We start from the raw sequence: 15,295 nt of genomic DNA on the forward strand, positions 1-15,295 counted from the left end.
TCCCCTATTTTCCCCCTCCCTTTCTCCGCGAAAAAATCTGCTGTACTTCAGAAAGGAAGTTTAATGAGTGTTGTTATCGCTTTATTAGCATTGGTCGTTTTGATGCTGGCGGCTTATCGTGGATACAGCGTCATCATCTTTGCGCCACTAGCTTGTCTCGGCGCTGTCCTTCTGACCGCGCCTGATGCCGTCGCACCGGTATTCAGCAATATCTATATGCAAGGCATGGCCGGGTTTATTAAAACCTATTTCCCGGTATTTTTGCTCGGCGCAGTCTTTGGCAAGTTGGTTGAGCTTTCCGGTTTTTCCCGCGCCATTGTGCAAACCATTATTCGGGCCATGGGTAGCCGTCAGGCAATGCTGGTGATTGTGCTGGTGTGTGCCTTATTAACCTATGGCGGAGTCTCGCTGTTTGTTGTGGTGTTCGCAGTTTATCCGTTTGCCGCCGAAATGTTTCGGCAAAGCCAAATCCCCAAACGTTTAATGCCCGCCACCATCGCCCTGGGCGCGTTTACCTTCACCATGGATGCCATGCCTGGTTCGCCGCAAATTCAAAACATTATCCCGACTACCTGGTTTGGTACCAATGCCTGGGCTGCCCCCTGGCTCGGGCTGATAGGATCACTGTTTATTTTTGGTGGCGGTATGCTGTATCTCGAACACCAACGTCGCCGGGCGCATCGGCGTGGGGAGGGTTATGGTGATAACTTACGTAATGAGCCAGAAACACCGGACGACCAGGTATTACCGCACCCCCTTATCGCACTGTTACCGCTGGTCATAGTTGGGGTAATGAACCTGCTTTTTACCTACGCGTTACCGCACTGGTATCCCGACGTGTATACCCTTTCATTACCGGGCTTAAAGCAACCGATTTCGACCGAGGTGGCGCCGCTTGTATCGGTTTGGTCAATTGAAGCGGCGCTACTCATCGGTATTGCCACTGTTCTTATCTTCAGTTACAAAACCGTCAAAAGCCGACTCGCCGAAGGGAGCCGTACTGCGGTTAGCGGTGCCTTGTTAGCAACCATGAATACCGCCTCTGAATATGGGTTCGGTACCGTTATCGCTGCATTACCGGGCTTTATTACGGTCACCGAGGCGTTAAAGGCCATCCCTAATCCATTGCTAAACCAAGCAATTAGCATCAATATTTTGGCGGGTATCACCGGTTCTTCTTCCGGCGGTATGAGCATCGCCCTCGCGGCAATGAAAGATCAGTTTATTGATGCGGCTAAACAGGCCCATATCCCCATGGAGCTGCTGCACCGGGTTTCCTCAATGGCGGCAGGCGGTATGGATACCTTACCCCATAATGGCGCAATTATTACGCTGCTGGCGGTAACGGGTTTGACGCACCGCCAGGCTTATAAAGATATTCTGTGCATGACGTTATTTAAGGTACTGGCCGTGTTTTTGATTATTGGTATCTATTACACCACCGGCCTGGTGTAAAAGTTGGCGGCCCGTATAAGGGCCGCCAACAGCATGGAAAAACCCGCGGTGAGTTACTTCTCAATGCCGCCAAGGCAGAGGTATTTCACCTCAAGGTAATCTTCAATACCGTACTTCGAGCCTTCACGTCCCATACCGGAAGCTTTCACGCCGCCAAAGGGCGCCACCTCGGTTGAAATTAACCCTTCGTTGATGCCGACAATGCCGTATTCCAAAGCATCAGCTACCCGCATCACGCGACCAATATCACGACTATAGAAATAGGCAGCCAAGCCGAATGGTGTATTGTTCGCCATACGAATTGCTTCTTTCTCGCTGGTAAAACGAATCAGTGGCGCAACCGGGCCGAAGGTTTCTTCATGGAAAATACGCGCTTTTTCCGGCACATCAGTCAAAATGGTGGGCAAGAAGAAGTTTCCGCCTTGCGGTGCGGCTTTCCCCCCGGTCAGAATACTGGCTCCCTGCTGTTGGGCATCGTCGATATGTGCCTTAACCTTATCCACCGCCTCTGCGTTGATAAGCGGCCCAATCGTCACCCCTTCGCTGAAGCCATCTCCCACTTTAAGCTCCTCAACCGCCGCTTTTAATTTACTGGCGAAGGCGTCATAAACATGCTCATGAACCAAAAAGCGGTTGGTACAAACACACGTCTGCCCGGCATTACGGAACTTGGAAGCCACCGCCCCTTTAACCGCCTCATCCAGATCGGCATCTTCAAACACAATAAAGGGCGCATTGCCGCCCAGCTCCATGCTGGTTTTCTTAATCGTTGGCGCGCACTGTGCCAGCAACTTCGCTCCAACCTCGGTACTGCCGGTAAACGAAAGCTTGCGAACATCCGGGTTTTCGGTCAACTCCTGGCCAATTTCGCGACTTGATCCGGTAATTACGTTGCAGACGCCAGCCGGAAGACCCGCTCGCTCAGCCAATACCGCCAGCGCAATGGCGGAAAACGGCGTTTGGCTTGCCGGACGAATAACGCCGGTGCAGCCTGCAGCCCAACCGGGACCCGCTTTACGCGTGATCATCGCTGCCGGGAAATTCCACGGTGTGATAGCGGCAAACACGCCAATCGGCTCTTTCTGAACAATAATCCGTTGCCCACCAAGCGGGGCGGGGATGGTATCGCCGTAAACCCTTTTTCCCTCTTCAGCAAACCATTCAATAAACGAGGCAGCATAGGCAATTTCCCCACGGCTTTCTGCCAACGGTTTTCCCTGTTCGGCGGACATAATACGTGCCAAATCCTCCTGATTTTCCATCATCAGTTCAAACAACCGACGCAGTTTGTTGGCCCGTTCCTTTGCCGTTAATGCCCGCCATGCAGGTTGAGCTGCTTTCGCCGCCGCGATCGCCCGGGCGGTGTCATCTTTTCCCAGTGAAGGAACATGACCAAGTACTGCGCCAGTTGCGGGATTTTCCACCGCAATGGTTTTCCCTTCAGCCGCTTCGATCCATTTTCCATCAATGTAGTTTGCTTCGCGAAACAGCGCCGGGTCGCGAAGCGTCTCAATAAATTGCTTGTCCATCGTGTCTGCTCCTTCAAGCTCTACAATCTGACGCGCCACACGGCCGCCAGTGGCAAAGAGGTGACAGTGCCTCTTGCGAATCTGTTAAGCGTAGTGCACCCGCCGCTAATGTTCCGGTCCGAACGTCTGACCATTAATCATCAAGCCAGGCCGACTTAGGGCACTTCGCCTGCAATTTTTTTTATCTTACCTCGCCCCACACAGGCTTTTTTATCTATTCATAGCGGCGTGACATGGCGATTTCGCATGAAAAAAACTAAACACAGAGGGCATTCCTTAGAAAATTTCAGTCGTCTACACTGTGAGAAGCGCTTAGGCTTGCCGCGAAATTTCAGGAGCTGGCTATGTTACTTACCGTTCTCTACATTCTTGGTATCACCGCGGAAGCCATGACCGGCGCATTAGCCGCCGGACGCCGCAAAATGGATATGTTTGGCGTGATTATTATCGCCTCCGTCACAGCGATTGGCGGTGGTTCGGTACGGGACATGTTACTGGGCCACTACCCTTTAGGATGGGTTAAACATCCTGAGTACATCATGATCGTCGCCGCTGCGGCGGTGATTACTACCTGGCTCGCCCCGCTGATGACACATTTGCGTAAGGTCTTTCTGGTGCTGGATGCGCTGGGGCTGGTGGTGTTTTCAATTATTGGCACACAAGTCGCGCTGGATATGGGCCATGCGCCGATTATCGCCGCTATCAGCGCCGTGATTACCGGGGTGTTTGGCGGCGTGTTACGCGATATGTTTTGCAACCGAATCCCGCTGGTGTTTCAGAAGGAGTTGTATGCCGGTATCGCTTTCGCCGCCGGGTGGATCTATATCCTGTTGCTGAAAACCCCGCTGTCGCACGAATTTGTCATCATTATTACGTTATTGTTTGGCTTCCTTTCTCGTCTGCTGGCGCTGCGTTTTAAGTTGGGCCTGCCCATTTTCAACTATCCGCATCCGGAACATTAATGCCCCTAAACCGGAAAATAGAAGGCGCTATGACGGTGTAAGGTGGTGCTGTAAAAACTGAATCAGTTCTCGCACTTGCGCATTGCTCAACCAAGCGACAATGCGCTCAGCCAGTCTTTGACCAATACCCGGTAGCTGCCGCCACTGCGTAACATCCCTGGCTAATAGCGTTGACCAGTCATCATCCGGCAACGCTTGCAACGCAACTTTTGGTATCGGCACACCTAACGCCTTCACCCAACGCCGAAAGGGTTGCTGGCGGCTAAGGTTAAAATGATGTATCAGCCGCTGCGCCCGTTCCTCCCCAATCCCGGTCAACCTGTTTAACTGTTCTGTGGTTAAACCCAGCCATGAAAACAGATGGGTAAACTGCTCCAACTGCATTAAGCGCTGCCAGGTGCTTTGCTGTACGCCCGGCATATCCAGCGCCTCCTTGTGACTCAGCCAACCTAAACGCGATAGAAACTGCGTGCGGCATGACGCCGTCTGTTGGAAACAACTGAGGGAATGATATTGCTCAACATCCGGCACACTGGGGTAGCGACGTTCGGCCACACGCCAGATTACCTGTTCAAAGCGAGGAATACCCTGCCCGGCGAGACTGATCGCAACCTGGTCGCCCGGCACGATATCCAGCGCCTGCCAACGCGCTAATGACCCGAGGCTTACCCGGCGTACCGTTTTATCATCCAGCCGTATCGGCGCCAAATTCAGCACAGCGCTGATCCTCCCGCTACGCCCAACCGGAAAATCAACGGATTGCACTTCGGCGGTAACTGCCGGCGGCCGATATTTCCACGCCGCCAGTTGATCATTCTGTCCGGCAATCCAGCGTTTCCCTGCTGAGCGCGTTCCCTGATGCAGCACCACGCCATCGGTAACAAAAGGCAGCGGCTGCCGGAACCAACGTTCACGCCATTCAGCCACCTCCTCCACCGAATGAACAGACCGTGTCCATGCGGCAGTTAAACCAAACCCTAATGCTTTCAATGCCGCTAAACGCTCCGGCATCGTCAGCGGCCCATCTGGCCACGCCCAAATGAAAACCCCGATTTTCTCCAGCAACGGTGAATCCGCCTTACGCATCAACACGCCGGCCACCTGTGCGCGGGCATTAAGGCCCCCCTGCACAGCCTGTTGATGACCGGACATCAACAGGAACAGTTCGCCCTGAAGCACGATTTCTTCTGACGATGCCGGAATACGTTGCGGAATCGCCTTAATTTTCCTGGCCTTATCTAACCAGTTTTCGCCATGCACCCCGTTGCCACGACTGATCATGCTAACCAGCAACCCCTGCCGATAAACCAGCGTAACCGCAACACCATCAACCTTTGGCTGTAGCCAGAGAGCGTTTTTATCCCGCATCCAGGCGCGCACCGCGCGTTTATCCGGCAGCTTCCTTACCCCAGTATGCGCGACCGGATGCGCAATTTTCCCGTTATCCGGCAGGTGCGCTCGCCAGGGCGGTAACGCCGGTTGAAAACAGCGTTGCCACTGCTGCAAACGGCTTAACAAACCATCATATAAAGTGTCATCAATTAGGCTCTGCCCATCACGATAATAGCTTTCATCCCACTGACGTAACTGCTGCTGTAGCCGCGCAATCTCCTCCTTTGCCTGAGCGGGAGACCATACCGGACACATGGCGTACGCCGGTAATGTTGCGATCAAAAGAAAAACCATCATCCAGCATTTCCCTGCCATCATGCCGCCCTCTTCAGAATGTTCCGGCAGTAAAGCGTTTTTACCGCATCGACGCGAGTGTGAATGGCTAAAACAGGAAACCCTCTCGCAAACTCTCTTTGCAAGGCGGTAAAACCGGCTAAAGGTCATGAGATAACGCGTAAAAAGAAGAAAAAACACGGTATGAAAGCGCAAACGCTGCATGGCGAGCCCAAGCCGTGTATACTGTGCAGGAAACAGACTCCGCACTTTAAATCACTTCAAGAACAATCATGGCTCAAGGCACACTTTATATTGTTTCCGCCCCCAGCGGCGCGGGTAAGTCCAGTCTGATTCAGGCGCTGTTAAAAACGCAGCCGCTGTATGACACACAGGTTTCGATTTCTCACACCACGCGCGATATGCGCCCCGGCGAGAAACACGGCGAACATTATTACTTCGTTTCAAAAACGGAGTTTGCTTCGATGATTCAGGAAGACGCGTTTCTTGAACATGCGGAGGTGTTTGGTAACCACTACGGCACCTCACGCGAGGCGATCGAGCAGGTGCTTTCTACTGGGGTGGACGTGTTTTTGGATATTGACTGGCAGGGCGCACAGCAAATCCGCCATAAAATGCCGCATGCGCGGAGTATTTTTGTCTTGCCGCCCTCGAAGGAAGAGTTAGACCGCCGCCTACGCGGGCGTGGGCAAGATAGCGAAATCGTTATCGCGAAACGTATGGCGCAGGCCGTTGCGGAAATGAGCCATTATGCGGAGTACGATTATTTAATTGTGAATGATGATTTCGATCTGGCTTTGTCGGATTTGAAAACCATTATTCGCGCCGAGCGACTGCGTATGAGCCGTCAAAAAGCCCGGCATGATGCTTTAATCAGCAAACTGTTGGCAGACTGAAGTCACTTTCAGTATGATGCCGAGTCATTTCTTCACCTGTGGAGTATCACACTTATGGCACGCGTAACCGTTCAGGACGCAGTAGAGAAAATTGGTAACCGTTTTGACTTGGTTCTGGTCGCCGCACGTCGCGCACGTCAGATGCAGGTTGGCGGTAAAGACCCGCTGGTTCCGGAAGAAAACGATAAATCGACCGTGATCGCACTTCGCGAAATCGAAGAGGGTTTGATCACTAACCAGATTCTGGATGTTCGTGATCGTCAAGAGCAGCAAGAGCAGGAAGCCGCTGAATTACAGGCAGTCACCGCTATCGCTGAAGGTCGTCGTTAATTAGCTGCCGGAAGGCTCGCCCTTGTATCTGTTTGAAAGCCTCAATCAACTGATTGAAAAATACTTGCCTGAGGATCAGGTTAAACGCCTCAAGCAAGCTTATCTTGTCGCACGTGATGCTCACGAGGGACAGACACGCTCAAGCGGGGAGCCCTACATTACTCACCCCGTCGCCGTTGCCTGTATTTTGGCGGAAATGAAGCTCGACTATGAAACGCTCATGGCCGCGCTGCTGCATGATGTCATTGAAGACACACCCGCCACTTATCAGGATATGGAACAACTGTTCGGCAAAAGTGTTGCCGAACTGGTTGAGGGCGTCTCGAAGCTTGATAAACTGAAGTTTCGCGATAAGAAAGAGGCGCAGGCCGAGAACTTCCGCAAAATGATTATGGCGATGGTGCAAGATATCCGCGTCATTCTCATTAAGCTGGCCGACCGTACCCATAATATGCGCACGCTGGGCTCTCTGCGCCCGGATAAACGTCGCCGCATCGCGCTGGAAACGTTGGAGATTTATAGCCCGCTGGCCCACCGTCTTGGTATTCATCATCTGAAAACCGAGCTGGAAGAACTGGGTTTTGAGGCGCTATATCCCAATCGCTACCGCGTAATTAAAGAAGTGGTTAAAGCCGCTCGTGGCAACCGCAAAGAGATGATTCAAAAGATCCTCTCGGAGATTGACGGTCGCCTACAAGAAGCCGGTATCCCCTGCCGCGTTAGCGGGCGTGAAAAGCATTTGTACTCGATCTACTGCAAAATGCACCTGAAAGAGCAGCGCTTTCACTCAATTATGGACATCTACGCTTTCCGCGTCATCGTGCGTGATGTGGATACCTGTTACCGGGTGTTAGGCCAGATGCACAGCCTATATAAACCGCGTCCGGGCCGGGTAAAAGATTATATCGCCATTCCAAAAGCCAACGGCTATCAGTCACTGCATACCTCCATGATCGGCCCGCACGGCGTGCCGGTTGAGGTACAGATTCGTACTGAAGATATGGATCAAATGGCGGAGATGGGGGTTGCTGCGCACTGGGCGTATAAAGAACAGGGCGAAAGCAGCACCACCGCGCAAATCCGCGCGCAGCGCTGGCTGCAAAGCCTGCTGGAGTTACAGCAAAGCGCAGGGAGCTCGTTTGAATTTATTGAGAGCGTAAAATCCGATCTGTTCCCGGATGAGATTTACGTTTTCACCCCGGAAGGACGAATTGTCGAACTTCCGGCAGGCGCTACGCCGGTTGATTTTGCCTACGCGGTGCATACCGATATTGGTCACGCCTGCGTTGGCGCGCGCGTTGACCGTCAGCCTTACCCGCTGTCACAACCGCTGAATAGCGGCCAGACGGTGGAGATTATTACCGCGCCGGGCGCGCGTCCTAACGCTGCCTGGCTAAACTTTGTCGTCAGTTCCAAAGCACGCGCCAAAATTCGTCAGTTGCTGAAAAACCTGAAGCGTGATGATTCGGTGAGTCTTGGCCGCCGTTTGCTAAATCATGCTTTAGGCGGCAGCCGCAAGCTGGCAGAAATTCCACCAGAAAATATTCAGCATGAGCTTGAGCGGATGAAGCTTGCCACGCTGGACGATTTGCTGGCAGAAATTGGCCTCGGCAATGCGATGAGCGTGGTGGTGGCGAAAAATCTGGTACACAACGAAACCGCTGCCGCGTCACAACCGCCAGCCGCCGGTTCGCGGAGTAAATTGCCGATTAAAGGCGCTGATGGCGTACTGATTACTTTCGCTAAATGCTGCCGTCCTATTCCGGGCGACCCGATTGTTGCGCATGTGAGTCCGGGTAAAGGGCTGGTGGTACATCATGAATCCTGCCGAAACATCCGTGGCTACCAAAAAGAGCCAGAGAAATTCATGGCGGTGGAGTGGGATAAAGTAATCGATCAGGAGTTCGTCGCCGAAATTAAGGTGGATATGTTTAATCACCAAGGCGCACTGGCGAATCTAACTGCGGCAATCAACACCGCAGGTTCGAACATTCAGAGCCTAAACACCGAAGAGAAAGATGGCCGCGTTTACAGTGCATTTATCCGTTTAACCGCGCACGATCGCGTGCACTTAGCGAATATTATGCGAAAAATTCGCGTCATGCCGGACGTGATTAAAGTTCACCGTAACCGAAATTAATGCATGAATGCTCAACGCTTTGCCCGCATCCGTGAAATGCTGGCCGCGCGCCAGCACGACCTGACCGTTTGTATGGAGCAGGTTCACAAACCGCACAATGTGTCTGCCGTGATCCGGACAGCGGATGCGGTTGGCGTCCATGAAGTGCACGCTGTCTGGCCCGGCAGCCGCATGCGTACCATGGCCTCCGCTGCTGCCGGTAGCAACAGTTGGGTTCAAGTGAAAACCCATCGCACCATTGCTGAGGCGGTGGGCCATCTCAAGAGCCAGCAGATGCAAATACTGGCGACACATCTCTCTGATAATGCTGTTGATTTCCGCGATATCGATTACACCAAACCTACCTGCATACTCATGGGTCAGGAAAAAACCGGTATCACACAAGAGGCGCTGGAGCTGGCCGATTGTGACATCATTATCCCGATGGTCGGTATGGTTCAGTCACTCAACGTGTCGGTGGCTTCCGCGCTCATCCTGTATGAAGCGCAGCGCCAGCGGCAGAATGCCGGTATGTATCAGCGCCAGCACAGCTTGCTTGATGAACAAGAACAGCAGCGGTTGCTATTTGAAGGGGGTTATCCGGTGCTGGCGCGGGTAGCAAAACAAAAAAGACTGCCCCGGCCACATATTGATGAAAACGGCCAAGTCATCGCCGATGCCGAATGGTGGGCGGCGATGCAAGCTTCGGTGAATAAAAAGTGAAAGGCCGCCTGTTGGATGCCATCCCGCTGAATTCACTGTCAGGCGTCGGCGCCAGCCAGGCAACGAAGCTGGCAAAGCTTGGTTTACATACCGTACAAGACCTGCTGTTACACCTCCCTCTGCGTTACGAAGATCGCACCCAGTTATATGCCATTAACGACTTATTACCCGGAATTTGGGCCACCGTTGAAGGCGAAGTGTTACATACCGATATCACTTTTGGTCGGCGCCGAATGCTGGTTTGCCAAATCAGCGATGGCAGCGGTGTTATCACCCTGCGCTTTTTTAATTTCAACGCCGGTATGAAAAACAGCCTGGCGCCGGGCCAACGCGTCACCGCATACGGTGAAATAAAACGCGGGCAGCGCGGCGCGGAAATTATTCATCCAGAGTATCGCGTACAGGGTGAACATGGCGTAACCGAATTACAAGAAACCCTCACGCCGGTCTATTCCACCACCGAAGGGGTCCGTCAGGCGACATTACGGAATTTAACTGAGCAGGCGTTGAAGCTGTTAGAAACCTGCGCCATTGCCGAATTACTGCCGCCCGATCTGAGCCGTGGCATGATAAGCCTGCCTGATGCGTTACGCACTTTACATCGTCCGCCGCCAGACATGATGTTGACCGATCTGGATAGCGGAAAGCATCCTGCTCAACGCCGTCTGATCCTTGAGGAATTATTGGCGCATAACCTGAGCATGCTGGCAGTACGTGCCGGCGCACAGCGCTATCATGCGCTGCCAATGGCGGCGCGGCATACGTTAAGCGATAAACTCTTAGCGGCGTTGCCCTTCAAACCGACCGGCGCGCAGCAGCGCGTAGGGCAGGAAATTGAACGGGATCTGGCGCAGGATTACCCGATGATGCGTTTGGTACAGGGTGACGTCGGGTCTGGTAAAACCCTGGTCGCCGCGCTGGCTGCGCTGAATGTTATCGCGTGGGGTAAACAGGTGGCGCTGATGGCGCCGACCGAGCTACTGGCGGAACAGCATGCCAATAACTTTCGCCAATGGTTTGAGCCGCTAGGGATTGAAGTCGGCTGGCTGGCGGGGAAACAAAAAGGCAAAGCGCGTCAGGCGCAGCAAGAGGCGATCGCCAGCGGGCAGGTGTCAATGGTGGTCGGGACGCATGCCATCTTTCAGGAGCAGGTACAGTTTAATGGCCTGGCGTTGGTCATTATTGATGAACAACACCGTTTCGGTGTTCATCAACGCTTAGCGCTGTGGGAGAAAGGCGAAGAGCAAGGTTTCCATCCCCATCAACTGATTATGACCGCTACGCCGATTCCGCGCACTCTGGCGATGACCGCCTACGCCGATCTGGATACCTCAACCATTGATGAATTGCCGCCGGGGCGTACGCCGGTTACGACTGTCGCGATCCCCGATACGCGCCGGGCGGAAATTATTGCCCGGGTTAAAAGCGCCTGTGGCGAGGAAGGCCGCCAGGCATATTGGGTTTGTACGCTGATTGAAGAATCGGACGTTTTGGAAGCGCAAGCGGCTGAAGCCACGTGGGAAGAGCTCAAAGTCGCGCTGCCGGAACTACAGGTCGGCCTGGTGCATGGCCGCATGAAACCCCAGGAAAAACAGGCCGTCATGCAGGCCTTTAAACAGGGCGAATTACAATTACTGGTCGCGACCACGGTGATTGAGGTAGGCGTGGATGTTCCTAACGCCAGCCTAATGATCATTGAAAACCCGGAACGTCTTGGCCTCGCGCAGTTGCACCAATTGCGTGGACGTGTCGGGCGTGGCGCGGTGGCCTCACACTGCGTGCTACTGTATAAAGCGCCGCTGAGCAAAACTGCGCAGAAACGGCTGCAGGTACTGCGCGACAGCAATGATGGCTTTGTCATCGCGCAGTGTGATTTGGAGATTCGCGGTCCGGGCGAGCTACTCGGCACGCGCCAAACCGGTAATGCCGAATTCAAAGTGGCCGACCTGCTGCGTGACCGAGAGATGATCCCCGAGGTGCAGCGTGTTGCCCGCCACATCCACCAGCATTACCCTGAGCAAGCACAGGCGTTAATTGAGCGCTGGCTTCCGGAAACCGAGCGCTATACCAACGCCTGATCCGGCAAGCTTAATTTTCCACTATCTTTGCGTAGCTATCGGCCAGATGATCAATAAACAGGCGTACGGAGGGCAACAAGCCGCGTCGCGAAGGGAAAACCGCGTGGATAATTTCTCGCCGTGGCGCCCACTCAGGCACAATGCGTATCAGTTTCCCCTCTCCGAGCGGTTCACTCAACATAATCTGCGGCAGTTGTAGCACGCCAATACCGGCAATCGCCGCATGGCGTAATGCCACCATATCGGTAGTCACAAAACGCGGCGTATGGGGCACCAGGGCATGCGCCTCATCAGGTCCATAGAGATCCCAGTAAAAATTATTTTGTGGCGCGCCTAATCCCAGGCTGGGTAAGCCGTTTAAATCAGCCGGTGAAACCGGAAAGCCATGCGATTGAAGTAAATCGGGGCTGGCAACCAGACATTGTCCCCGATCGGAGAGCACACGCATCACCAAATTGCTGTCTTCCAGCGGCGCTGGCCGTACACGGATGGCGACATCGACCGATTCGCCGACGACATCTACACGTCGATTGGTGGCTTCAAGGTGCAGATTGATATGCGGATAACGCAGCATAAACGCCGTCAACATTTCGCCAACGTGTAAATGCAACAGCGCCACCGGACAAGTGACTCGCAATGTGCCCCGAGGTTCCGCCCACTGCATATCCACCGACTCTTGCGCCGCTTCCGCCTCAACCAGCATCGCTTTGCAATGCTCGTAGTATGTCCGCCCGATATCGGTCATTGCGAAGTTACGCGTCGAACGCTGGATTAAACGTACGCCGAGGCGCTCTTCCAGCATTGCGATACGTCGGCTGAGCTTCGACTTGGGCATCCCCAGCGCCCGCCCTGCCGGCGCGAATCCGCCATGATCGACCGACTGGACAAAATAATAGAGTTCGTTCAGGTCAAACACATCCCCTCCACTGTCCTAACAAAGGAACTATGATTTCTATTTTTGCCATCTTTACCGTTCGTCGTTCTATAATTATGCTTTCACCCAGACGAACACGTTGTTTTCAGGAGAAGAGGCATGAAAAAAATTCTGGGTGTTTATAGCGCTCCGCGTCCTCACTGGGTCGGTGATGGTTTTCCGGTTCGCTCGGTATTTTCTTACAACAACCAAGGTAACGCCATTGTCCGGTGAACCACCGCTTATGCCGATTCGCCGGGCAGTATTTAACTAAAGGAGAACGACAATGAGTAAACCTTACATTCGCCTTAATAAAGATGACGCCGCGGTACTATTGGTCGATCACCAAACAGGCTTGCTATCTCTGGTGCGCGATATCGATCCTGATAAATTCAAAAATAATGTGTTGGCGCTGGCCGATATGGCCGAATACTTTAAGCTGCCAACCATTTTGACCACCAGCTTTGAAACCGGTCCGAATGGACCTTTGGTGCCAGAGCTAAAAGAAAAATTCCCTACTGCGCCCTATATTGCACGGCCCGGCAACATTAATGCCTGGGATAACGAAGATTTCGTGAAAGCCGTCAAAGCCACCGGTAAAAAGCAACTGATTATTGCCGGGGTAGTTACCGAGGTTTGCGTGGCTTTCCCTACGCTCTCCGCGCTGGCAGAAGGCTTTGACGTATTTGTCATTACCGATGCCTCCGGTACGTTTAACGAAATGACGCGCAATGCCGCATGGCAGCGCATGTCACAGGCAGGCGCGCAGTTAATGACGTGGTTTGGCGCGGCGGGTGAACTGCATCGCGACTGGCGTAATGATATTGAGGGGCTGGGTACGCTATTCTCAAACCACATCCCGGATTATCGCAATTTAATGACCGCCTACGCGAAGCTTACCGACAATAAACCCCTGGCATAATTTCACCGCCGGAGGAAATTGTCTTACGTTAAGAGGGGCGCCGTGCTCCTCTTTTTCCGCTCCGTTCGTTTTATATCCCTTGTGTTTTACGCGCCCGTATAGCAAACGATTGCTTTTGCCCGACAGAAGATTAAAATCGCCACTTTCTTTCCGAGGGATCAGAAACTATGTCCGCAAGCCCCAGTGAAATCGCCGCATCTGCCGAAAAAGGCAAAGCACAGAGCGAATTGATTTATCGTCTGGAAGACCGCCCGCCATTGCCACAAACCTTGTTTGCCGCCTGCCAACATCTGTTGGCGATGTTTGTTGCGGTTATCACACCTGGGTTATTGATTTGTCAGGCCTTAAGCCTGCCGGCACAGGACACACAGCACATTATCAGCATGTCGCTGTTCGCTTCTGGCGTCGCCTCTTTACTACAGATTAAAACCTGGGGGCCGGTCGGCTCGGGTTTACTCTCGATTCAGGGCACCAGTTTTAACTTCGTGACGCCATTAATTATGGGTGGAATGGCGCTCAAAAGTGGCGGCGCGGATGTACCCACCATGATGGCGGCACTGTTTGGCACGCTGATGGTTGCCTCCTGCACGGAGATGGTTTTGTCACGCGTATTGCACCTGGCAAGGCGGATAATCACGCCATTGGTTTCTGGCATTGTGGTGATGATTATTGGCCTCTCGTTGATTCAGGTCGGCTTGACCTCGATTGGCGGCGGCTTTAGCGCGATGAACGATCACACTTTCGGCGCGCCTAAAAATTTGCTACTGGCAGGTGCAGTGCTGGTAGTGATTATTTTACTCAATCGCCAACGCAATCCGTACCTGCGCGTTGCCTCATTGGTGATTGCCATGGCAGTAGGTTACCTGTTGGCATGGGCGCTGGGCATGTTGCCGGAGACCATTGAGGCAACCAATACCGCCTTGATTGCCGTGCCAACGCCTCTCTACTATGGCCTCGGGTTTGACTGGAACCTTATCATCCCGCTGGTGCTGGTCTTTATGGTGACCTCACTGGAAACTATCGGCGATATTACCGCCACTTCAGACGTTTCGGAGCAACCGGTTAGCGGCCCGTTATATATGAAGCGTTTGAAGGGTGGCGTTCTGGCTAATGGCCTTAACTCTTTTGTATCCGCGCTTTTCAATACGTTTCCTAACTCCTGCTTCGGGCAAAATAACGGCGTAATACAACTCACTGGCGTTGCTAGCCGCTATGTCGGGTTTGTCGTAGCGCTAATGCTGATTATTTTAGGGCTGTTCCCGGCAGTGAGTGGGTTCGTACAACATATTCCTGAGCCTGTGTTAGGCGGTGCCACTATTGTCATGTTCGGTACTATTGCCGCCTCCGGTGTGCGCATTGTTTCCCGCGAACCATTGAATCGCCGTGCGATTATGATTATTGCGCTATCGCTGGCTGCCGGGTTGGGCGTCTCGCAGCAACCCTTAATTTTGCAGTTTGCGCCCGATTGGCTGAAAACCTTGCTCTCTTCCGGTATTGCAGCGGGCGGTATTACCGCTATTATTCTGAACTTGGTATTCCCGCAAGAAAAATAGTCTTCCCGGGGCGGCGCTTATCCGCCCCGATTTTGGAATCCATCTCGCGTTTTATCCGACTTTACAACCGGGCGGTTGAGACCGGGCGGTAATTCAGGCATAACATCCAGTGACCGGAAATTCATAGGG

Annotated in this window: 11 protein-coding genes and 2 pseudogenes; 10 read left to right on the forward strand and 3 right to left on the reverse strand. The window is 53.2% G+C overall.

Features of this window, described 5'->3' with window-relative positions; genetic code table 11:
• Positions 1–63 precede the first annotated feature (63 nt).
• Positions 64–1,455, forward strand: coding sequence for a GntP family permease (locus tag PMPD1_RS21185; RefSeq protein ID WP_173635901.1), 1,392 nt, complete (start codon positions 64–66; stop codon positions 1,453–1,455).
• Positions 1,456–1,508: 53 nt separating this feature from the next.
• Here PMPD1_RS21185 and PMPD1_RS21190 read toward each other — a convergent pair whose 3' ends face one another.
• Entirely contained in the window at positions 1,509–2,984 is a 1,476-nt protein-coding gene (locus tag PMPD1_RS21190; protein ID WP_173635902.1) for an NAD-dependent succinate-semialdehyde dehydrogenase, read from the reverse strand.
• Between the two features lie 344 nt (positions 2,985–3,328).
• On the opposite strand from PMPD1_RS21190, the gene PMPD1_RS21195 reads away from it, so the two are divergent.
• Entirely contained in the window at positions 3,329–3,946 is a 618-nt protein-coding gene (locus PMPD1_RS21195; RefSeq protein WP_173635903.1) for a trimeric intracellular cation channel family protein, read from the forward strand.
• Here the strand turns inward: PMPD1_RS21195 and ligB are convergent.
• A pseudogene (gene ligB, locus PMPD1_RS21200) lies at positions 3,860–5,653 on the reverse strand (NAD-dependent DNA ligase LigB). The gene PMPD1_RS21195 and the pseudogene ligB sit on opposite strands and share 87 nt — an antisense overlap.
• A gap of 251 nt (positions 5,654–5,904) precedes the next feature.
• Here ligB and gmk point away from each other — a divergent pair.
• From gmk to recG, 5 genes are read left to right on the forward strand one after another with little or no spacing between them, the layout of a single operon-like run.
• Positions 5,905–6,528 (forward strand): guanylate kinase, encoded by a 624-nt coding sequence (gene gmk, locus PMPD1_RS21205; protein WP_173635904.1) that lies wholly within the window; start codon positions 5,905–5,907, stop codon positions 6,526–6,528.
• Positions 6,529–6,582: 54 nt separating this feature from the next.
• Positions 6,583–6,858, forward strand: coding sequence for a DNA-directed RNA polymerase subunit omega (gene rpoZ / locus PMPD1_RS21210; protein ID WP_016191359.1), 276 nt, complete (start codon positions 6,583–6,585; stop codon positions 6,856–6,858).
• Between the two features lie 22 nt (positions 6,859–6,880).
• Positions 6,881–8,998: a bifunctional GTP diphosphokinase/guanosine-3',5'-bis pyrophosphate 3'-pyrophosphohydrolase gene (gene spoT / locus PMPD1_RS21215; RefSeq protein WP_173635905.1), complete on the forward strand. Its 2,118-nt coding sequence runs from the start codon at positions 6,881–6,883 to the stop codon at positions 8,996–8,998.
• A 3-nt stretch (positions 8,999–9,001) separates the two neighbouring features.
• A complete protein-coding gene (trmH, locus tag PMPD1_RS21220; protein ID WP_173635906.1) occupies positions 9,002–9,700 on the forward strand; it encodes a tRNA (guanosine(18)-2'-O)-methyltransferase TrmH in 699 nt (232 codons plus the stop codon).
• On the forward strand, positions 9,697–11,778 hold the full coding sequence (gene recG, locus PMPD1_RS21225) for an ATP-dependent DNA helicase RecG (protein WP_173635907.1): 2,082 nt from the start codon (positions 9,697–9,699) through the stop codon (positions 11,776–11,778). The genes trmH and recG overlap by 4 nt, the downstream gene beginning before the upstream one ends.
• Positions 11,779–11,788: 10 nt before the next feature.
• On the opposite strand, the gene PMPD1_RS21230 is transcribed toward recG, so the two are convergent.
• The gene (locus PMPD1_RS21230; RefSeq protein ID WP_173635908.1) at positions 11,789–12,694 is read right to left on the reverse strand and encodes a LysR family transcriptional regulator; all 906 of its coding nucleotides are present in this window, start codon (positions 12,692–12,694) and stop codon (positions 11,789–11,791) included.
• Positions 12,695–12,811: 117 nt separating this feature from the next.
• Here PMPD1_RS21230 and PMPD1_RS21235 point away from each other — a divergent pair.
• From PMPD1_RS21235 to PMPD1_RS21245, 3 genes and pseudogenes are all read left to right on the forward strand, one after another.
• A pseudogene (locus PMPD1_RS21235) lies at positions 12,812–12,916 on the forward strand (pirin family protein); the annotation flags it as partial.
• Positions 12,917–12,977: 61 nt separating this feature from the next.
• Entirely contained in the window at positions 12,978–13,613 is a 636-nt protein-coding gene (gene ycaC, locus PMPD1_RS21240) for an isochorismate family cysteine hydrolase YcaC (protein WP_173635909.1), read from the forward strand.
• Between the two features lie 167 nt (positions 13,614–13,780).
• A complete protein-coding gene (locus PMPD1_RS21245) occupies positions 13,781–15,166 on the forward strand; it encodes a nucleobase:cation symporter-2 family protein (protein WP_173635910.1) in 1,386 nt (461 codons plus the stop codon).
• The last annotated feature ends 129 nt before the right edge of the window (positions 15,167–15,295 follow it).

This window comes from Paramixta manurensis, assembly GCF_013285385.1.
Taxonomy (GTDB): Bacteria; Pseudomonadota; Gammaproteobacteria; order Enterobacterales; family Enterobacteriaceae; genus Paramixta; species Paramixta manurensis.